20 protein-coding genes are annotated in these 20,150 nt (G+C 63.9%); 10 read left to right on the forward strand and 10 right to left on the reverse strand.

Annotated elements, in window-relative coordinates; all coding sequences use genetic code 11:
- Positions 1–56: 56 nt before the first annotated feature.
- The gene (locus DBZ32_RS09705) at positions 57–1,316 is read left to right on the forward strand and encodes an NAD(P)/FAD-dependent oxidoreductase (RefSeq protein WP_328587480.1); all 1,260 of its coding nucleotides are present in this window, start codon (positions 57–59) and stop codon (positions 1,314–1,316) included.
- 51 nt (positions 1,317–1,367) lie between these two features.
- Here the strand turns inward: DBZ32_RS09705 and DBZ32_RS09710 are convergent, their stop codons facing one another.
- From DBZ32_RS09710 to DBZ32_RS09725, 4 genes are all read right to left on the reverse strand, one after another.
- Positions 1,368–1,883, reverse strand: a complete 516-nt coding sequence (locus DBZ32_RS09710) for a PAS domain-containing protein (RefSeq protein WP_119166918.1) — start codon at positions 1,881–1,883, stop codon at positions 1,368–1,370.
- Positions 1,884–2,018: 135 nt separating this feature from the next.
- The gene (locus tag DBZ32_RS09715) at positions 2,019–2,645 is read right to left on the reverse strand and encodes an inner membrane-spanning protein YciB (RefSeq protein ID WP_162906685.1); all 627 of its coding nucleotides are present in this window, start codon (positions 2,643–2,645) and stop codon (positions 2,019–2,021) included.
- The gene (locus tag DBZ32_RS09720; RefSeq protein WP_119166920.1) at positions 2,632–3,570 is read right to left on the reverse strand and encodes a ketopantoate reductase family protein; all 939 of its coding nucleotides are present in this window, start codon (positions 3,568–3,570) and stop codon (positions 2,632–2,634) included. The genes DBZ32_RS09715 and DBZ32_RS09720 overlap by 14 nt, the downstream gene beginning before the upstream one ends.
- Before the next feature lie 10 nt (positions 3,571–3,580).
- On the reverse strand, positions 3,581–4,783 hold the full coding sequence (locus DBZ32_RS09725; RefSeq protein WP_119166921.1) for an aspartate transaminase: 1,203 nt from the start codon (positions 4,781–4,783) through the stop codon (positions 3,581–3,583).
- 295 nt (positions 4,784–5,078) lie between these two features.
- Here DBZ32_RS09725 and DBZ32_RS22070 point away from each other — a divergent pair, with 295 nt between their 5' ends.
- The gene (locus DBZ32_RS22070) at positions 5,079–5,261 is read left to right on the forward strand and encodes a hypothetical protein (RefSeq protein WP_162906686.1); all 183 of its coding nucleotides are present in this window, start codon (positions 5,079–5,081) and stop codon (positions 5,259–5,261) included.
- A gap of 25 nt (positions 5,262–5,286) precedes the next feature.
- On the opposite strand, the gene DBZ32_RS09730 is transcribed toward DBZ32_RS22070, so the two are convergent.
- The 3 genes from DBZ32_RS09730 to DBZ32_RS22075 form a co-directional block, all read right to left on the reverse strand.
- The gene (locus DBZ32_RS09730; RefSeq protein ID WP_119166922.1) at positions 5,287–5,835 is read right to left on the reverse strand and encodes a carboxymuconolactone decarboxylase family protein; all 549 of its coding nucleotides are present in this window, start codon (positions 5,833–5,835) and stop codon (positions 5,287–5,289) included.
- Between the two features lie 163 nt (positions 5,836–5,998).
- Complete coding sequence (locus tag DBZ32_RS09735; protein WP_119166923.1) at positions 5,999–6,547, reverse strand: peroxiredoxin; 549 nt, start codon at positions 6,545–6,547, stop codon at positions 5,999–6,001.
- A 265-nt stretch (positions 6,548–6,812) separates the two neighbouring features.
- Positions 6,813–6,953, reverse strand: coding sequence for a hypothetical protein (locus DBZ32_RS22075; RefSeq protein ID WP_162906687.1), 141 nt, complete (start codon positions 6,951–6,953; stop codon positions 6,813–6,815).
- 227 nt (positions 6,954–7,180) lie between these two features.
- Between DBZ32_RS22075 and DBZ32_RS09740 the strand changes: the two genes are divergently transcribed.
- From DBZ32_RS09740 to DBZ32_RS09750, 3 genes are all read left to right on the forward strand, one after another.
- Positions 7,181–7,957: an alpha/beta hydrolase family protein gene (locus DBZ32_RS09740; RefSeq protein ID WP_119166924.1), complete on the forward strand. Its 777-nt coding sequence runs from the start codon at positions 7,181–7,183 to the stop codon at positions 7,955–7,957.
- Between the two features lie 89 nt (positions 7,958–8,046).
- Positions 8,047–9,114 (forward strand): tetratricopeptide repeat protein, encoded by a 1,068-nt coding sequence (locus tag DBZ32_RS09745; protein WP_119166925.1) that lies wholly within the window; start codon positions 8,047–8,049, stop codon positions 9,112–9,114.
- Positions 9,115–9,171: 57 nt separating this feature from the next.
- The gene (locus tag DBZ32_RS09750; protein ID WP_119166926.1) at positions 9,172–9,609 is read left to right on the forward strand and encodes a VOC family protein; all 438 of its coding nucleotides are present in this window, start codon (positions 9,172–9,174) and stop codon (positions 9,607–9,609) included.
- A 40-nt stretch (positions 9,610–9,649) separates the two neighbouring features.
- Here DBZ32_RS09750 and DBZ32_RS09755 read toward each other — a convergent pair whose 3' ends face one another.
- Positions 9,650–10,009 (reverse strand): ArsC family reductase, encoded by a 360-nt coding sequence (locus DBZ32_RS09755; RefSeq protein WP_119166927.1) that lies wholly within the window; start codon positions 10,007–10,009, stop codon positions 9,650–9,652.
- Between the two features lie 323 nt (positions 10,010–10,332).
- On the opposite strand from DBZ32_RS09755, the gene DBZ32_RS09760 reads away from it, so the two are divergent.
- The 3 genes from DBZ32_RS09760 (at position 10,333) to uvrB (ending at position 15,036) form a co-directional block, all read left to right on the forward strand.
- The gene (locus DBZ32_RS09760) at positions 10,333–11,817 is read left to right on the forward strand and encodes a SulP family inorganic anion transporter (RefSeq protein ID WP_119166928.1); all 1,485 of its coding nucleotides are present in this window, start codon (positions 10,333–10,335) and stop codon (positions 11,815–11,817) included.
- An 11-nt stretch (positions 11,818–11,828) separates the two neighbouring features.
- Complete coding sequence (locus DBZ32_RS09765) at positions 11,829–12,698, forward strand: universal stress protein (protein ID WP_119166929.1); 870 nt, start codon at positions 11,829–11,831, stop codon at positions 12,696–12,698.
- A gap of 211 nt (positions 12,699–12,909) precedes the next feature.
- Entirely contained in the window at positions 12,910–15,036 is a 2,127-nt protein-coding gene (gene uvrB / locus DBZ32_RS09770) for an excinuclease ABC subunit UvrB (RefSeq protein WP_456236565.1), read from the forward strand.
- Positions 15,037–15,356: 320 nt separating this feature from the next.
- Here the strand turns inward: uvrB and DBZ32_RS09775 are convergent, their stop codons facing one another.
- Both DBZ32_RS09775 and DBZ32_RS09780 read right to left on the reverse strand, forming a co-directional pair.
- Positions 15,357–16,598, reverse strand: a complete 1,242-nt coding sequence (locus tag DBZ32_RS09775) for a NupC/NupG family nucleoside CNT transporter (protein WP_119166931.1) — start codon at positions 16,596–16,598, stop codon at positions 15,357–15,359.
- Between the two features lie 312 nt (positions 16,599–16,910).
- Entirely contained in the window at positions 16,911–17,699 is a 789-nt protein-coding gene (locus DBZ32_RS09780; RefSeq protein ID WP_235830121.1) for an MOSC domain-containing protein, read from the reverse strand.
- A gap of 504 nt (positions 17,700–18,203) precedes the next feature.
- On the opposite strand from DBZ32_RS09780, the gene pgeF reads away from it, so the two are divergent.
- Positions 18,204–18,974: a peptidoglycan editing factor PgeF gene (gene pgeF, locus DBZ32_RS09785; protein WP_119166933.1), complete on the forward strand. Its 771-nt coding sequence runs from the start codon at positions 18,204–18,206 to the stop codon at positions 18,972–18,974.
- Positions 18,975–18,983: 9 nt separating this feature from the next.
- Positions 18,984–20,135 carry a M24 family metallopeptidase gene (locus DBZ32_RS09790; RefSeq protein WP_119166934.1) on the forward strand — a complete coding sequence of 384 codons (1,152 nt, stop codon included), beginning with the start codon at positions 18,984–18,986 and terminating at the stop codon, positions 20,133–20,135.
- Positions 20,136–20,150: the final 15 nt, after the last annotated feature.

Here is a 20,150-nt window from a genome sequence, read left to right on the forward strand (position 1 = left end):
GCCGCAGCCCGACCGATTCACCGTACCCGGGCTGGTAAGGCCGAATGCTCTCAGGCATGACCCGGCTTGGCAATCGCCTTTCGCCCGACTCACTGTTACTTTCCGATGCCATGATAGGGTGGAATCAGTCCCTCTCTCGCAGCTTCGACGTGGTGATCGCCGGCGGCGGCGTGATCGGCTCCGCCGTGGCCTATTTCCTGGCGGCCCATCCGGACTTCGACGGTCGCGTTTGCGTTGTCGAGCGGGACCCCAGCTACCAGAGCGGCGCCACGGCTCGCTCGGCCGGATCGATCCGGCAACAATTCTCGACGCCCGAGAACATCCGAATGTCACAATTCGGCGTGACGTTCCTGAAGGCCCTTGGCGAAACCTTGGCAGTCGAGGGCGAACGCCCCGATGTGCAGTTGCAAGAGGGCGGCTATCTCTTCCTGGCTAGCGTGGCGGGGCTTGAGACCCTGCGCGCGAACCATACGGTGCAGCAGGCGGAGGGCGCCCCCGTGACCCTGCTCGACTGCGACGGTCTGGCGGCGCGCTTTCCCTGGTTGAACCTGGAGGGCCTGGCCGCCGGCTGCTTCGGCACCGCGGAGGAAGGCTGGTTCGACCCTTTCGCGCTGCTGCAAGCCTTCCGGCGCAAAGCCGTGGCGCTCGGTGTCACCTATCTGGCCGACGAAGTGGTCGACATCGCCCGGCAGGGCCACCGTATCGGCGCCGTGGAATTGGCTGCCGGCGGACGCCTGGGCTGCGGCTGGCTGGTGAACGCCGCCGGGATCCGGGCACGAGACTTGGCCAGGATGGCGGGGATCGAGGGTCTACCGGTTCACCCCCGCAAGCGCCAGGTCTTCGTTTTCAACTGCCGGGAACCGCTTCCGGGCTGTCCGCTGATCATCGACCCGAGTGGCCTCTACGTTCGGCCGGAAGGCAGCGGCTTCATTTGCGGCATCTCGCCTGGGCCGGGCGAGCCGGACCCCGACTGCGACGACTTGGAAGTCGATCACGGCCTGTTCGAGGAACGGCTCTGGCCGCTGTTGGCCGCACGCGTGCCGGCCTTCGAGGCGATCAAGCCGGCCGGCGCCTGGGCCGGTCACTACGATCTCAACAGCTTCGACGCCAACGCCATTCTCGGCGCCCATCCGGAGCTGCCCAACTTTCTCTTTGCCAACGGATTCTCTGGCCATGGCCTGCAGCAGAGTCCCGCCGTCGGCCGGGCCCTGGCCGAGTTGATTGCCGAAGGCCGTTACGTCAGCCTGGATCTCAGCCGCTTCGGCTACGAACGCATCGCCGCGACGCAACCGATCATCGAAAAGAACGTGGTCTAGCACCGCGCTCGCTTGAGGCGCCGCTGCTCGCGGAACGACCCGCATCGTCGGTCAACGGAAGGCCTCCAGAGCGTCGTCGAGGCGCCGCTGGTCGATCACCGCGATCAGCAGAGCGACCATGTCGACCGTGGCACCATCGCTCGCAAGAGGCAGGATCAGGCGATAATAGTGCAGGGCCTCGCGGCCGTCCTCGACCGGGTAGATCCGTTCGGAGAGATGCGGCAAACCGGATGCCACGATTTGCTCGTAGAGCGCTTGCGCCTGTGTCAGGTAATCGCCGCTATAGAGTTCGTCGAAGCGCTTGCCGGTGGGATCGCGCCGGGCCCGTGCAACGATTTCCGTGCCGGCCAGACGGTAGCGGAAGCTCAACCGACCGTTTTCGCTCACCACGTCGATCAGCGCGATACGCGGCAGAAGACTGGGGAAATCGAGCGGGTCGAGGTCGCGCCGGGCCGGCAGCCGCCCCGCGCTCGAGCGCGAAAACCAGTAGTCGAGAAAGGCAGTTTGCTCGGGATGCACGATCCGCTCGCCAAGCTCGGCCACAGTGGATTTGAGATCGAACGGCATGTCCCGCTCCCAATGTGCCGCAGCGAGGTCCTCGGCTCATTTTCAACACTATCATGCCGAGCATAACATAACCATATCTGCACGGCTTGCGCGCCGCTTCATTTCCGGCGCACACCGCGATGCCTGGGGTCCGCGCTAGGTGCTTTCATCCCCTGGTCGAATATCGCCCCCCTTTTCAGCCGCTTGCGCCGCTTCGTGCTGACGCAGCATGTAGGGAAGCTGGCTCATGGCGAAAATGAAGTTGATGCCCATCTGGCCGATCGTGTCGAAGGTGACCCAAAAGTCGGTCGACTGGGTCCGCCAGACCACTTCGTTGAGGACCGCCATTACGAGGAAGAAGAGAGCGAAGCGGAGCGTCATCACGCGCCAAGCCGGGTCCGGCATGGCGAAGGCGCGGTTGATCATCAACTTCAACAGCGGTTTGCCGAGCAGCAGGGAGCCGTAGAGTGCGACGGCGAAGATCACCTGCATCACCGTCGGACGGATCTTCAACCAGATGTCGTCCTCGAAGGCCAAGGTCAGGCCGCCGAAAACACCGAGGATCGCGGCAGCGAAAAGCGGCAACCAGGGAATGGCCCGCGCCACGGCCCAGGAGGCGATCACGGCCAGCAGAGTCGCCGCCATCAACGCAGCGGTGGCAGTCAGGATGTCGCTGGCGAAGTAGACCGCCAGAAAAACCAGCAAGGGTACGTAGTCGCAGGCCGGCTTCAGCCAGGCAGGGCCCTTATCGCGACCGGGAGCCCGAGACTCATCCTTCCGCAAGACTCTTGCTCCTTCCCTCGGCGAAGGGACGAAGTTCGTTGTAGACTTTGCGGCTGGCCGGCGTGTCGATATCGGTGGCTTCGCCCAAGCGCAGCGTCGCGCCGCTCAGCCACTCCAGCTCCAGAGGGTTGCCACGCTCCAGGTCGACCAACATGGAGGGCTTGACGGCGCCGCCCAGTTCGTCGAAGCGCGCATAGACCTTGTCTTCCCACCCTTCGGGCAAGGCGACGCCACGCGCCCGGCCAACCGCGATACACTCGCCTGCCAGCGCCTGCAGCAACTCACGCCCCCCGGCGCTGTCGCGGACCCCCGCGATATCCTTGCGAAAGTAGCTGCAAGCCCCCGCCAAGGGGGCCAGGGTGCTGAACTTCTCCCAGAGGGCGCGCGTCACGTCGTCGGTCAGGACTGCATCGATCCCCGCGCGCTCCAATGCCTCGTATAGCGCTTCCGCGCGGGCGGAACGGCGGCCGTCCAGTTCCCCGAAGACGATACGGGCGTGCTGCGTGTTGTGGCGAATCGTACCCGGCGCCTCGATGTGCGCGGAGATGTAGGCGACACCGCCCAGCAGGTTTTCCGGCCCTATCGCCTCGCTGAGCCAATCGACGGCTTCGACACCGTTTTGCAGCGGCACCACGGCCGTATCCGGCGTCAAGAGTGGGCGAATCGCCTCGGCCGCCTCGGGAAGCGACCACATCTTGGTACAGATCAGCACCGCGTCGACCGCTCCCGTCGTCTCTGCGCTCTCATGCACCGCCACAGGCTTGAGATGCAGATCGCCACGGGCCGAGAAGATCCGCAGGCCGTCACGGTGCAGAGCCTCCGCAAAGGCGCCGCGGGCGACGAAGACCACCTCCTCACCCGCTTCGGCCAGACGGGCGCCGAAGTAGCCGCCGATTCCGCCGCTGCCGAAGATCAGAATCTTCATGGGCGGCGCGCTACTTCAGAGCCTCGCAAGCGCGTTTGATGCGCTTGCAGGCCTCCTCCAACGCCTCGGTCGAGGTTGCGTAGGAGATACGGAAATAAGGCGAGAGTCCGAAGGCCGCACCGTGTACGGCCGCGACGCCCTCGCCCTCCAGCAGGTAGGTCACGAAGTCTTCGTCCGACTGGATCTTCTTTCCGTCCGGAGTCGTCTTGCCGATCGCGCCGGCGCAGGAGGGATAGACATAGAAGGCGCCCTCGGGCCGCGAACAGCTCAGGCCGGGGCAGGTATTGAGCGCATCGACAACAAGGTCCCGCCGCGCTCTGAAGGTCGCGTTGTTTTCGGGAATGAAGTCCTGAGTCCCGTTCAGGGCCTCGACCGCCGCCGCCTGGCTGATCGAAGAGGGATTACTGGTCGACTGCGACTGGATCTTGGCCATGGCCTTGATCAGCTCGACCGGACCGCCGGCGAAGCCGATGCGCCAACCGGTCATGGCGTAGGCTTTCGACACCCCGTTCACCGTCAGGGTGCGATCCATGAGCTTCGGTTCGACCTGTGCCAGAGTGGCGAACTCGAAACTGTCATAGGTCAGCTTTTCGTACATGTCGTCGGTCATCACGTAGACATGCGGATGCCGCAGCAGCACCTCCGCCAAAGCCTTCAACTCGACTGCGGAATAAGCCGCGCCGGTCGGGTTGCTCGGGCTGTTGAGGATCAGCCATTTCGTCTTCTTGGTGATCGCCTGTTCAAGATCTTCGGCCTGCAACTTGAAGCCGGCATTCTGGGAGCAGGGCACCACGACAGGTTCGCCTTCGGCGAGCAGTGCCATATCGGGATAGGACACCCAGAAGGGCGCCGGAATGATCACCTCGTCACCCGGGTCGAGCGTCGCCATCAAGGCATTGTAGAGTACTTGCTTGCCGCCGGTGCCGACGGTGATCTGCTCAGGCGCGTAGCTCAAGCCGTTGTCGCGCTCGAACTTGGCGGCAATGGCCTTCTTCAGCTCAGGCGTGCCGTCGACGGCAGTGTATTTGGTTTCGCCGCGCTCGATGGCGGCGATCGCCGCGCGCTTGACGTTCTCCGGCGTATCGAAGTCCGGTTCGCCCGCACCGAGACCGATCACGTCGCGGCCGGCGATCTTCAGTTCGCGTGCCTTGGTCGTGACGGCGATGGTCGGCGAAGGCTTGATGCGGGACAGGCGCTCGGCGAGCAGCGGCATCGCGAAAATCCTCCGGAGCTAGGCCCGCAACCGGGCGAGCCAAGAAAAGCGAGCCGGAAGCTATCGGAGGGCGCCAGCGATGACAACCTCGCGCAGGACGCCCTTTGATCATGACAGCCGCCCGCAGCTTAAAGCGCGATCGTCATAGGCGGAAGCGGAGCTGCTCCCGCCTATGACGTGAATTGCTCTCTAAACGTATGAGAGAACAGAGTTCACGCGTTGGCCGCATCTTTGACTCATGACTCTCCAGGCTTGCCGAGGTCGGATTCAATTCGCGTGTGGCGGAGGGTTCACGATGGGGCAAATGTTCAACAGCAGCGCAACGATGCGTAACGGCTATCTTACCCTGCTTTGCTATGAAAACCCTCGCCGCCGCCGGTGGCGGCGCGTTCGGCAAACTCTGACCTACGCCGCTCTGCTGCTGGGCGCCGCTTTCGGTGCACTGCTGTTCGTGACCGAGGTGGCGCCGCTCATCTGACCGGCACCACTCGCTCCGGTCCCGCTCAGGCCGCAGCCCTCTCGGCCAAGGCTGCCCTTTCCGCCTCCAGCGTGACAGCGACGGCGTGAATGACCGCGGCAATGCGCAGCGCGTCCTGCACGCCCTCTTTGGTCGCGCCCTTGCCCGACACTTCGCGTTCGTGGGCATCCAGGCACATACCGCAGCCGTTGATCGCCGAAACTGCGAGAGAAATGAGTTCGAAGTCGAGCTTGTCGATGCCCGGATTGGCGATGGCGTTCATGCGCAGCCGGGCCGGCAGCTTGCCGTACTCCGGATTGGAGATCAGATGGGTCGAGCGGTAGTAAACGTTGTTCATCGCCATCAGGGCCGCGGCCGTGCGGGTCGCCGTCTGCGCCTCGGGTGAAAGCTTGGCTTCGGCCTCCGCAGCGATCGCCTCAAGCACCTCTGGGTTTCGGCTGGCGATGGCGCTGGCCAAGGCAATACCCCAGACCTGCTGCTCGGTCAGAGCCTGCGGATCGAGCACGTTTGAAAGGTTGAGCTTGATATCTCTGGCGTAGGCAGGGATGCGGCTCTTCAGACTGTCTAGAGACATCGGGAAACTCCTGGCTTGTCATACAACTGGGCGCACTGCGCCGGCGTCGCGCGTGCGTGACGCAATCGCGCGGTCCGCCAAGCCACCGCCTTGCCCTCGAGACGAGTCGCCGACGCGATCGCATTGAGAGCAAGGATGGCGGGGCTGGCCGGAGGTCTCGGCCTTACGCGACCTTCAGGACCTCCTCGCCCTTCTCCCAATTACAGGGACAGAGCTCGTCGGTTTGCAGCGCATCGAGCACGCGCAGCGTCTCCTTGACGTTGCGGCCGACGTTGAGGCCGTTGACGGCGACATGCTGGATGACACCCTCGGGATCCACGATGAAGGTCGCGCGCAGCGCCACGCCCTCGTCACGGTCGAGGATACCGAGCTGGCCGGCCAGCTCCCGCTTGATGTCGGAGACCATGGGGAAGGGCAGCGCGCGCAGATCCTCGTGGTCGCGCTTCCAGGCATGATGGACGAACTCGTTGTCGGTCGACACGCCGAGCACCTGGGCGTCGCGGTCGGCGAAGTCCTCGGTCAGCCGGCCGAACTCGGCGATCTCGGTCGGGCAGACGAAAGTGAAATCCTTCGGCCAGTAAAAGACGACGAGCCACTGGCCTGGAAAGTTCTTATCGGTCACCCGTTCGAAGGCTTCGGACGGAGCTTGCGGTGTGCCGGCCTTCACGGCGGTCAAGTCGAAGCTGGGAAAAGTGTCGCCAATGGTCAGCATGATTTTCTGTCTCCTTTTGGAAGATCTTGCGATGTCGCGCAGAGACGACCGCCCTCGAAAAGAGCCGGGTCGCTGCCAAAGCCTGGATAGGTGAAGGGCGTTTTTTGGAACGCCTCCAACATGCAACTAACCGGCTAATTTGGACGTTTGCTGCATTGCGTCAAGAGCTGGAATGATTTTAATTTTCGATCTACGGCAAACGAATTAAATCAATAGAGGTGCTGACAGCTCGAGCGAAGACAGACGTCTCCGGACGACGAAGTGGCTATCTCTCAAAATAGCCTTTTAGCGCCAGCCCGGCGATGAAGCCCGCAGCGGCCGCGCCGAACCCAACCGCTTCCGACCGGAAGATCGTGTAACCGAGCATGGAAAGAAGCGCAGCGCAGAGCACCGGGAACCAGGGCATCAGAATTCACGAGTCCTCATTGAACAAGCAGACCGTCAGGCTGGACGCCTCGTTCCAAACCGGTGTCTCCCGAATTTTTCGACAAAGTCGCATCACCTTACCAGCGTACTCTGTTCAAAAGACCACAAAGCAAGGGCAATTGAAAAACAGTCTGCGAACAGGACAGCCGTCCACCAACTCCGCATGCGATCTGGCATGCTAGAGATTTGAATGCAAAGAGCGGAAACATGTCGCTGAAGATCGTACGCCGCCTGCTGCCCGGTTGGGGCGCAACTTACGGGCCGCCGGGCGACGGACCCTTTCCGGCGGTGCTGGTCCTGCACGGGTCGGAAGGCGCCGGGGCCGGCTGGAGCCATCGCAATGCCGTTCTGCTAGCGGCTCACGGCTTCCTCGCCTTTCCGTTCGGCTACTCCAAGGGCGGGAACGCCTGGAACGCAGGTAGCATCCTGGACGTTCCGCTCGACCGTACCGTCGAGGCCCTAGCCGCGCTGAAATCCTTCACCTTGGCAGGAGCGGGCCTTGGTCTGTACGGCGTATCGCGCGGCGCCGAGCATGCTCTGCTGGTGACTTCCCTAATGGCACGCGACGACTTGGAGGGACGACCCGATGCCGTTGCCGTCCACGCGCCGGCCGACGTCGTCTGCGGCGCCTTTCGTGCCGCGACCTGGCGCGACCGCGGCGATCCAGGCTGGCAGGTCTGGGACCCCGCCGACATTGCCTGGACATGGCGTGGCAGCAGCGAGGCGCTGCGCCCGACCACGCCAATCGAGATCGAGCGTTACACAGGCCCCGTGTTTCTCAGCCATGGCAGCGCCGACAAAATGTGGAGCTGCGAAATGACGCGCCGACTGGAGCAACGGCTGACGGCAGCCGGCCGCAGCCCGGAGGTGCACTACTATGAAGGCCAAGACCACATGCCCGACAGCGAGGCCGAGAATCAACATCACGCAGAGATCTTCGATTTCTTTACCCGACATCTGCGCCCCAAGCGGTCACCAATGTAAGATCCCGCATTCGTAGCAGAAGCGCCTCTTAACGCATATTTATAAGAGTGCTTGCAGACTGGTGCCGCCGCGATACGGGAAAGGGCGTCATGGGCAAGCTGATCGTCACCCTCTTCGCCACGGCCCTCGGCGTCGCGGTGGTCTTCGGCTGGCCCTACATCAACGAGACGCGCGCCAAGTGGGGCTGCGACCTCGAGGCGCCCAATGCCGGCTGTGTCGAGTTGTTCCGCGAGGTCGGACATAGCTGGTCGCTTCACAACGACCTGCCGCGCGCCAGCCTTTGGTACGCCTATGCCTCGCACGCCGGTGATGCGGCTTCGCTCTTTCACCTCGCCTGGGTCCACGAGACTGAAGGCCTGACCCAACTCGCCATCCGCCATTTGCGCCTCAAGCGACTCTACGGTCGAGAGTCCCCTGCTGTCCGGCGCCAACGGGCAGACGAGTTCTTTGAAAGCAATCCACCCTTTCTCCGCTCCTTCGTGATTGCGGAGAGCCTTTATCGGCAATCAGCCGAGCAGGGCTTTGACCCGGCCATGAACAACCTTGGCCAGCTTTATATGCTGGGAGTCGGGCTTCCGTTCGACATCGGACAAGCCTTCGACTGGCATCTGCAGGCGGCGCGGGCGGGCAATCCGGTGGCGCGTTGGAACATCGCCATCGCCTACGCCCAGGGGCTCGGGGTGACGCCAAGTCGCGCTCGCGCGCTGGACTATGCCACGTGGCACCCAAGCGGTACCGAAATTCCGGAGGGCCTGCGTGACATGGCCCTGCGCCGAACCCGGTTGTACTCCGCGAATTTGCCCGAAATCTATCGGGCCGAAATCCGGCACGGGCTGAAACAGGGCCGTCCCGTCACGATCGCACTGGAGACCCTCGAGGCGCCGCCGGACTGGGCCTGGTTCAGCCACAAGCCCTGGGCGCCGTCGCCGGACATTCCCAGCTTCGGCGACGTTCTGGACCGCGCGGCTCGCGGGGAAGGCGGCGCGCTTCAAAGCTCAGACGACTGGGCTCGCATGCGCGGAGAGCTGGAGGCGCCGACGCCAAGCCAGCGCTTTCTGCTGGACTACGGCCCGCCAGTTTTGCGGGAAAACTACGATCAAGTTCTAGGGGGGATGGAGGAGACAGAGACACTCATGCGCACCCCAGACGACGAGTGACAGCGGCCGAGCAGCGGACAGATTGCGAATCACCTGCCGCTCTGCGAAGAGAAGCTCATGGAACCGCGTATCACCATCGTTACCCTCGGCGTGACGGACCTGCAGCGGAGTAGTGCTTTCTACGAAGCGCTCGGCTGGCAACGGGTGGCCAGGCAATTCGAGGGTATCCGCTTCTTTCGCTGCGGTTGTCTGGCGATGGCGCTCTACCCCTGGGACAAGCTGGCCGAGGATGTAGGTCTGCACGCCAAGGCGCCCGACCCGAAGCAGGCCTTCAGCGGCATAACCTTGGCGCACAACACCCGCAGTCGCGAGGCCGTGGACGACGTGCTGGCCGAGGCGAAGGCGGCCGGTGCCGAGGTCGTCAAACCGGCAGCCGAGGCCTTCTGGGGCGGTTACTCAGGTTACTTTCGCGATCTTGACGGGCATCTGTGGGAAGTGGCCTGGAACCCGCACGCACCGCTGAACGAGGCCGGCGCACCGCAACTCCCCGATTGACGCGGCCGACCTGCTTGTCAGGATCGAGCGCTTGGTAAAATCAATCGGGCGGAGCTTCCGCCAAAGCTGTCTGCTGGGCCCCGGTGAAGCCGATCAGCACGCGGCCATCAGACAGTTCGAAGACGGGGCGCTTGATCAGGGCCGGGTGATCGGCCAGCAACCCGGCAGCGGTTTCGCCGGTGACGCTGGACCGCACCTCCTCCGGCAACTGCCGCCAAGTGGTGCCACGGCGGTTCAAGACGGTTTCCCAACCAAGCGCAGCCAGCCAAGCCTCGAGCCGCGACGGCGGCAATCCGTCGGCCCGCAGATCGTGAAAGCGATGGACGAGATCTCTCTCGGTCAGCCAACTCCGCGCCTTGCGGCAGCTATCGCAGTTCTTGAGCCCGTAGACGACGATCATTCGATCCAACACTCCGAGACATGGCACTCCGCCGTACTCTGGCCATGAGGCCTCGGAGTCGCCAAGCCAGGCCTGCGCCGGGCCGACCGGTTCGACCGTCCAATCCGGCCACGCCAAAGGTCACGTGGCGAATTCCATGTTGCGCCGCAGCATAAGCTCCCTTATCAAGATCCAATTACAGAAATCCAATGCCCTTTCATTGCGACTGCGTCATCACGACTGCGAGGCCAAACCTTGCGGGCGGTGATCAGACACTCGATCCGTGCCTTTCATCCGGCGAACCGTCCGGCCAACGCCGTCACTCGACTGACCCGGGATAGATCATGAATTCGCTTCTTGCTTATCGCGACCAGTGGGTCGGCAATATCCGCGGCGATGTCCTCGCCGGCCTCGTGGTCGCGCTCGCGCTGATCCCGGAGGCCATCGCCTTCTCAATCATCGCCGGCGTCGACCCCAAGATCGGCCTCTATGCCTCCTTCTCGATCGCCGTGATCGTGGCCATCACCGGCGGCCGGCCTGGCATGATTTCCGCCGCAACGGCTGCGACCGCCGTGCTGATGGTGACACTGGTCAAGGAGCACGGCCTGCAATACCTGCTGGCTGCGACGGTCCTGGCCGGCCTGCTGCAGATCGCCGCCGGACTGCTGCGTCTGGGCGCCGTCATGCGTTTCGTCTCGCGCTCCGTCATCACCGGCTTCGTCAACGCGCTGGCGATCCTGATCTTCATGGCGCAGCTCCCTGAATTGATCGGCGTCCCTTGGCTGACCTACGCGATGGTCGCCGCCGGTCTGGCCATCATCTATCTCTTCCCCCGGCTGACCAAGTCGGTCCCCTCGCCGCTCATCTGTATCGTCGTGCTCACCTCGGCCGCCCTCCTGTTGGATCTCGACTTGCGCACCGTGGGCGACATGGGCGAGCTGCCCTCGACCCTGCCGGTCTTCCTGCTGCCCGACATCCCGCTGACGCTGGAGACGCTGCTGATCATCCTGCCCTACTCGGCCGCCGTCGCCGCCGTCGGACTGCTGGAATCGCTGATGACCGCAACCATCGTCGACGACCTGACCGACACGCCGAGCGACCGCAACCGCGAGTGCGTCGGCCAGGGCCTGGCCAATACCGCGACCGGCTTCATCGGCGGCATGGCCGGCTGCGCGATGATCGGTCAGTCGATCATCAACGTGAAGTCGGGCGGGCGCGGCCGGCTGTCCACCTTCTGCGCAGGGATCTTCCTGCTGTTCATGATCGTTGTGCTGGGTGACTGGGTGAAGCAGATCCCGATGGCCGCACTGGTCGCCATCATGATCATGGTCTCGATCGGTACCTTCAGCTGGTCGTCCGTCCGCAACCTGCGCGACCATCCCCGCAGCTCCTCGATCGTGATGCTCTCGACCGTCGTCTGCGTGGTCGTGACGCACAATCTCGCGATTGGCGTGCTCGTCGGCGTGCTGCTGTCGGGCATCTTCTTCGCCTGGAAGATCTCGCAGCTCTTCCGGGTCACCTCGACCCTCTCAGACGACGGCAAGGTCCGGACCTACCTGGTCGAGGGGCAGGTCTTCTTCGCCTCGGCCGAAGCCTTCAGCAACGCCTTCGATCTTCGCGAAGCGCTGGATAGAGTGATCATCGACGTCAGCCGAGCGCACATCTGGGATATTTCCAGCGTGGCCGCACTCGATATGATCGTCGTGAAGTTTCGACGCGAGGGGACGGAGGTGGAAATCGTCGGGATCAATAGAGCCAGTGAGACGATCGTGGACAAGCTGGCGATCCACGACAAGCCCGACGCCTTCGACCGGCTGATGGGGCATTGAGGAGACCGCCCATGACCAAGCTGCCCGACACCAAGCTGATCGCCCTCGTCGACGCCTCGATCTACGCGCGCAGCCTCTGCGATCATGCGGCCTGGATCGCCAAGCGCACGGATGCGGCGGTGGAGCTGCTGCATGTCCTGGGACGCCGGGAAACGGCCGCGACGCGGATCGATCTGAGCGGCAACATCGCGCTGGGCGCGCGCTCCGCGCTCCTGCAGGAGTTGAGCGAGCTCGACGAACAGACGGCCAAGCTGGCGCGCAAGCGCGGTCAGGCGATTCTCGAAGATGCCCGCGCAATTCTCGAGGATGCGGGTGTTACCCAGGTGCAGGCACGCCTCAAGCTGGGCGATATCGTCGAGACGGTGGCCGAGAGCGAGAGCGAGGCCGACCTGGTGATGATCGGCAAGCGTGGCGAGGCGGCGGACTTCGCCAAGCTGCATCTCGGCTCCAACCTGGAACGCATCGTTCGCACCTGCCACAAGCCGGTCTTCGTCGCCTCCCGCGCCTTTCGACCGATCGAGCGCTTCCTGATCGCCTACGATGGCGGCGCCAGCAGCATGAAGGCGGTCGACTACGTCGCCCGCAGCCCCCTGTTCGCCGGTCTGCAAGGCCGGCTGCTGGCGGTCGGCCCCGAGACGGCGGAGACCCGCAAAGGACTCACCGATGCACAGGCTCTCCTGAAAGGCGGCGGCTATGCCGTCGAGGCCGACATCGTAAGCGGACAGCCGGAGACGGTGATCTCACAGGCGGTCGAATCGGACGGGATCGATCTTCTGGTGATGGGCGCCTATGGCCACTCCCGCATGCGGAGCCTGATCATCGGCTCGACCACCACGGAGATGCTCCGCCTCTGCAAGGTTCCCGTCATGCTGTTTCGCTGATGCGCGCTTCCGGCCCGCAGGACCGGGAAAAAACGCACCCCTCCCCTCGCCAGCCCGGGGGGGAACGCTCTACATTAGTGTCATGCCCGAGAACGCCTACCAAGAGTTCCTGAGCGAGTTGGCTGTAGCGCGCGAGCAGCTCTCCAGCGAGTCTCCGCCGCTCGACGTCGCCTCCGACTTTCAGCCGGCCGGCGATCAGCCCCAGGCGATCATGGAGCTGACGCAAGCACTGCAACAGGGCGAGCGCGACCAGGTGCTGCTGGGGGTTACAGGCTCCGGCAAGACCTTCACCATGGCCCATGTGATCCAGGCGTTGCAGCGCCCGACCTTGATCCTGGCGCCGAACAAGACCCTGGCCGCGCAGCTTTATGCAGAGATGACCTCGTTCTTTCCCGAGAACGCGGTGGAGTACTTCGTCTCCTACTACGACTACTACCAGCCCGAGGCCTACGTCCCGCGCAGCGACACCTATGTGGAGAAGGAGTCCTCGATCAACGAGCAGATCGACCGGATGCGCCACTCCGCCACGCGCGCGCTGTTCGAACGGCGCGACGTGGTAATCGTGGCCTCGGTCTCCTGCATCTACGGCATCGGCGCGCCCGAGACCTACGCGCGCATGACACGCATTCTGCGCAGCGGCGAGACCCTGGACCGCAAGCAACTGCTGCGCGACCTGACCGAACTGCAATACAAACGCAACGACGGTAACTTCCACCGTGGCACCTTCCGCGTGCGCGGCGACTCCGTCGAGATCTTCCCGGCCCACTACGAGGACCGCGCCTGGCGCCTCAGCCTGTTCGGCGACGAGGTCGAAGCGATCCACGAGTTCGATCCTCTGACCGGCGAGAAGACCGAGACGCTGGAGGCGGTCAAGGTCTACGCCAACAGCCACTACGTCACGCCGCGGCCGACGCTGGTCCAGGCGATCCAGCAGATCAAGCAGGACCTGAAGATCCGGCTGGACGAGTTCGTCGCAGCCGGCAAGCTGCTGGAGGCCGAGCGGCTGCAGCAGCGCACCACCTTCGATCTGGAGATGATGGAGGCCACCGGCTCCTGTGCCGGCATCGAGAACTACTCGCGCTATCTCTCGGGCCGCAATCCGGGCGAACCGCCGCCGACACTCTTCGAATACCTGCCCGACGACGCCCTGCTATTCGTCGACGAGAGCCACGTCACCGTCGGTCAGCTCAACGGCATGTACAGGGGCGACTTCGCGCGCAAGTCGACTCTGTCGGAGTATGGATTCCGCTTGCCGTCCTGCATCGACAACCGCCCCCTGAAGTTCGAGGAATGGGACGCCATGCGCCCGCCCTCCGTCTATGTCTCGGCCACACCAGGGCGCTGGGAGCTGGAGCGAACGGGCGGCGTCTTCGTCGAGCAGGTGATCCGTCCGACCGGACTGATCGATCCGGTCTGTCTGATTCGCCCGACCGAAAACCAGGTCGACGATCTGATCGCCGAGTGCCGCGACACCGTCGCCCGCAACATGCGCGTGCTGGTCACCACCCTGACCAAGCGCATGGCGGAGCAGTTGACCGAGTATCTTCATGAGTCCGGCTTGAAGGTACGCTACATCCACTCGGACGTGGACACCTTGGAGCGCATCGAGATCATCCGCGACCTGCGCCTCGGCGTGTTCGACGTGCTGGTCGGCATCAACCTGCTGCGCGAAGGCCTGGACATTCCCGAGTGCGGGCTGGTCACGATCCTCGACGCCGACAAGGAAGGTTATCTGCGCTCCGCAACCTCGCTGATCCAAACCATCGGGCGCGCGGCACGCAACGTCGACGGCCGGGTCATCCTCTACGCCGACAAGATGACCGACAGCCTGAAGGCGGCGCTCGGGGAGACAGAGCGACGGCGCGAGCGGCAGCAGGCCTACAACGCCGAGCACGGCATCACCCCGGCCACGGTCAAGAAGCAGATCTCCGACATTCTGCAGTCGGTCTACGAGCGCGACCATGTCACCGTCGGCACGGGCGGCGAAGAAGGCGAGTTGGTCGGCAAGGACCTGAAGACCTACATCGCGGAGCTGGAGAAGCGCATGAAGGAGGCGGCCGCGAACCTGGAGTTCGAGGAAGCCGCAAGCCTGCGCGACGAGATCATGCGCCTGGAGAACGCCGATCTAGAGATTCCGCACCGGGCGGTCTGGGACGGCACGGGCGACATAGGCGCGGGCTACAATCGCAAAGCCGAAGGCCGGAAGAAGCGCGGCAAATCGGGCAGCCGGCGCGAGCCGATGAAGACCGATCCCGACTCCTTCGCCGCCGCCCTAATGCGCTCGGACGCCCACGCCAAGAGCAAAAGTCCGAAGGCCCGGCGCGGCCGGGGACGGTAGAGCCTGTTGTGATCGTATGGACTCGCTTCGCGGTTCCGCCGATCACAAGAAACAGACTCTACCACTTTGAATCGAGACCAGATTTAACGGAATCGCCGGACCCAATACGTGGGTCCGACTGATCACTATCTGGTCTAGGGGCTACAACTGGCTCCGTCTTTGCTCGGGAGGCGGCCGCAACCCGGGTCGGGTCGCCCTACGATGCTAAGGGCACCTGTGCAGCAATGCCGAATACGACGGTTCGGTTCGTCCGTGGCCACTATGACGCCGGCAAACACCGTTCCTTGGGGGTGGGGGGTACGAGCGCCATCAGGCCGACCTTAGAACAAGCCCACCACGGCGCCGGTCGAAAGCGTGGCAAGCGTTCCCGCAACGATCGATTTCAGGCCCAGACCGGCGATCTCCGCTCGGCGTTCGGGAGCCAGGGTGGCGAGGCCGGCGATCATGATGCCAAGGCTGCCGAAGTTGGCAAAACCGCACAGCGCATAGGTCATGATAAGACGGCTACGCTCGGACAGCGCTTCTTCCGGCAGCTTGGCCAGTTCCAGGTAGGCAACCAATTCGTTGAGCGCGGTCTTTACGCCCATCAGCCGCCCGGCTTCGGCCGCCTCCTCCCAGGGAATGCCGATCAGCCAGACCAAGGGGCTGAAGATCCAGCCGAACAGACGACCCAGAGACAGCGGCGTATCGGCCACCTCGGGCAGCAGACCCAGAACGGCATCGACCAGATGCACCAGGCCGATCATCACGAGCAGCATCGCCAGCACGCTGAGGAAAATCTTCAGACCGCTTTGAGTGCCGCGCACGATGGCATCCATGCTGCCGCTCGCCTCTGAGACCACCTCGACCCGGGCTTGGGTCGGTGAGCCCTCGCGCGGCACCATCAGGGTGGCAATGGCCAGCGCCGCCGGAACGCTGATCAGTGAGGCCGTAATCAGATGTCCGGCCGCATTGGGCAGCACCGGGCCGAGAATCGTCACGTAGAGAGCCAGCATGGTGCCCGCGATGGTCGCCATGCCCACGGCCATCACCATGAAGAGTTCGCCGCGGTCGAGCCGCTCCAGATACCCGCGGGCAAACAATGGTGCCTCGACCATGCCGAAGAAAACGTTGGCCGAGGCGACGAAACCGACCGGTCCGCCGACGCCGAAGCTGCGCTCCAACAGAGCGGCAAAGCCACGGATGATCCGCTGCAGCAATCCCCAATAAAGCAGCAGTGCCGCCAAGGCGCTGACCAGAATGAGCAGCGGCAGACCACGGAAGGCGAGGATGTAGGCAGCCCCAGGATAGGGCTCATCGAAGGGCAATGCCGCCCCACCTAGGTAGCCGAAAACTAGGCTCGTCCCGGCCTCGGTGGCGGCCTGCAGCGCCAGGACGGCATCGTTGGCCAGCAATAGTGCCGACTTCACCAAAGGGACATGGAGCAGCAGACCGGCGATGGCGACCTGCAGGCCGATGGCAATCAGCGCCACCGACGGCCGTGCCGCTCGCCGGTTCTCGCTCAGCAGCCAGGCAATGGCAAAGATCACAAAGATCCCGAAGAGCGCCTGCACGCGTTCCATCCCGACCGAAGCCCCCCTTTTTCGCCCGCTACCGGCGGCTCGAGCAAATTGCGACCGTGGCTGACCGCTCGCGGTTCCGTCGGTCACGGTGACTCCGCGTCAAACCCTTGCCTCTCAATCAGATTGGATGCAATCGCCGGCTGTGCCAAGCGGCTCTGACCGATCGTCCGGTCCCTAGACCGGATAGTGATCAGCCGGACCCACGTATTGGGTCCGGCGATTCCGTTAAATCCAGTCTCGATTCAAAGTGTGAGAGTCCGTTTCTTGGGATCGGCGGAACCGCGAAGCGAGTCCATACGATCACAACAGGCGCTAGAAGGGCAGCGCTTCCCTTGCTTCGGCCGGGACGTCGACGCCTTGCCCCTCCGAGACCTCGCCGTCGTCCAGCACTTCGCAGTAGATCCCCATGTGGCGGTGGCCGTAGCCGCGCTGCAAACTGAGCGGGATGTTGAGGTCGCGCTCGGCCGTGTCGGGATCGACGTTGGTAGCGGCACAGCGCTCGATCGGGGCATCGACCCTTAGGCGCAGACCGGCCGGCCCGAAGGAGATGGTCCGACCGACCCAGTCGAACTCGGCCCAGGGCGGCAGACCTTCCAGCCAGATGTTGGCACGAAAGCGGCGTGGGTCCAATTCGGCCCGAACCACCCGCTCCAGATCGCGTACGCTGGCCAGATTGAGCAGGGAGATCTGCCGCTCCGGCAGGTCGGTGAAGGCATGGCCCTCGGCGGCCACCAGTTTGGGCACACCGCGCCCGCTCTCGCCCAGAAATGTGGCGAAGAACTGCGCCAGCACCAGCCGACCGGTCTGATCGTCCGCCTTGCCGCGGACCACTGGTTTGCCCTTGCGGGTCAGCGTCAGGTGTCCACTCTCCGCCTCGAAGGTCAGGCCGAGTTGCGCCAGCTTCTCGTCGCGCTTGAGCTGGAAGAAGTTACTGGGCTTCAGATACTCCGGAGCACCGGGGTCGAAGCGAGTCGAACCGTGCGCAAGTGCAAAGCGCCGATCATGCGGAAGCAACCGGCCGGCCGTCAGCGACACGGAGGGCAGACGCTCGCCCGCAAGGCCCTTCACAGGGTAGCGCCAGATGGCAGCGATCTCCGCCAAGGTTCGGCTCCTCCACCTCGACCGGCCTATCGGCTGTTTCTCGTGACGGCTTCGATCCGGTCGGAATTTCTAGTTCGTCTGTGTAAAATTCTGTTTCAAACAGATGAAATCAAGCCTCCGCAACCGCGCTCGAGTCAACCGCTCTGTTGCAATGCAGCAAAACCGCTGACGAGGTTAGGATTGGATAATTCCGCTTTTGCAAATGATAATGAGTTGCAATATCAAATCTAACCTCCTAGATTTGCGTTGCTTCACGCGACAGGCCCTACCCGGCATGCGCCGGTTTCGTCCTTGACCGTGGGCATCGATCTCTCCTGACACTTCACGGGATATTCCCGACCCCGCCGCGCCAGTCGCGGCGGGGTTTTCTTCTTCCGCCCAGCACAGGCACTCACACAATCTTCCGCAAACAGTCCCTCGATCGCGACCGTCCTGTCGCTCCCGGAGCGCAAGTGCGAGTGCGACCCTATGGGCTGGACTCGCGATCCGGTCTAGACTGCGGCCATGTTGACCATCGGACCGATCAACGAGTTGCCGGGAGTTCGCCACGCCTTCTTCTCTCGCGAGGGTGGCGTGTCGCAGGGGCTCTACGCCTCGCTCAACTGCGGCCCCGGCTCGGACGACGATCCGGCCGCCGTGCGCGAAAACCGGCGGCGGGCGTTGGCACACCTCGATTTGCCTGGCGACGCGCTGGCAACGCTGCATCAAGTCCACTCGGCCGAGGTGGTCGAAGTCACCGAGTCTTGGGAAATCGGCCAAGGCCCCAGAGCCGACGGTATGGTGACGAAACGCCCTGGTGTCGCGCTCGGCGTGCTGGCGGCGGACTGCGCCCCGGTTCTGCTGGCCGATGCGGAGGCCGGAGTGGTCGGTGCCTGCCATGCCGGTTGGAAGGGGGCCGTGGGCGGCGTGCTCGAAGCCACCGTCGCTGCCATGCTGCGCCTGGGCGCCGAAGCCGGGCGCATCGTCGCCGGCATCGGACCCTGTATCGCCCAACGCTCCTATGAGGTCGGGGAATCCTTTCCCAAGCCCTTCCTGGACCAGGACGCCGACAACGCCAAGTTCTTCAGCCCCTCGGCCAGGGCTTCGGACAAGCTGCACTTCGACCTGAGAGGCTATGTCGCCCGCCGCCTCAAGCTGGCCGAGGTCGGCAACGTTCAGGTACTGCCCTGCGACACCTGCGGCGAGCCCGAGCGCTTCTTCAGCTACCGCCGTGCCACCAAGGCCGGCGAGCCTGACTATGGCCGTCTGCTATCCGTCATCTATCTCGGGGACTAGTCTCTCAACATGCCATTGCACTTCGACGCGGAGGAGTTTGCGGAGCGCCGCGCACGCGCCTGCCAAACCATGACGAAGCAGGGCCTGGACGGCCTGCTGATCTTCCGGCAGGAGTCGATGTACTACCTGACCGGCTACGATACCTTCGGCTACGTCTTCTTCCAGTGTCTGGTTCTGGAGGCGGATGGCCGTACCACCTTGCTGACCCGCGCGCCCGATCTGCGTCAAGCAGAGCAGACCAGCGATATAACCGACATCCGCATCTGGGTGGACCTGCCCGAGGCGAACCCGGCCGAAGCCCTGCGCGCTCTTCTGGAAGAGCGTGGCTTGAAAAATGCGAAACTGGGTGTTGAATACGAGGCCTACGGGCTGACGGCCGCCAACGGCAAGCGGCTGGAAACAGCACTGGCCGGCTGCGCCGACCTGACCGACACGTCTTTGCTGGTCAGCCGCCAGCGCCTGGTGAAGTCGCCGGCCGAGATCCTTTATCTACGGCGCGGCGCAGAGCTTGCCGACGCCGCCCTTTCCGCGGCCGAGCGGCTGACGGAGCCCGGCGCCTACGAGGGCGACATCCTGGCCGAAATGCAGGGGGCGATCTATCGCGGCGGCGGCGACGATCCGGCCAATGAGTTTATCATCGGGTCCGGTCCACAGGCCCTGCTCTGCCGCTATCACACCGGCCGGCGGCACATTGAGGCGAACGATCAGCTCACGCTGGAATGGGCCGGTGTCTACCGGCACTATCACGCGGCCATGATGCGAACGCTGCTGGTCGGCCGTTGCCCCGAGAAGCAGCGCGAGATGCATGCGGCCGCGCGGGACGCGTTGCTGGCGGTCGAGGAGAAGCTGCGGCCGGGCAACACGGTCGGCGAAGCCTTCGACGCCCATGCCCAAACCCTCGACAAGGCCGGTTACCGGGAAGCTCGAATGAACGCCTGCGGCTATGCCATGGGCACCACCTTCGCGCCGAACTGGATGGACTGGCCGATGCTCTATCACGCCAACCCGGTGATGTTGCGTCCGGGCATGGTCTTTTTCGTCCACATCATTATCTTCGACAGTGAGGCTGGGCTGGCCATGACGCTGGGTCGCAGCTCGCTGATCGGCGAGACCGCTGCGGAACCCTTGTCGCAGGCGTCGCTCGACCTTTCCGTAAACTGACTTTCTGTAAACTGC

Source organism: Algihabitans albus (genome assembly GCF_003572205.1).
Lineage (GTDB): Bacteria > Pseudomonadota > Alphaproteobacteria > Kiloniellales > DSM-21159 > Algihabitans > Algihabitans albus.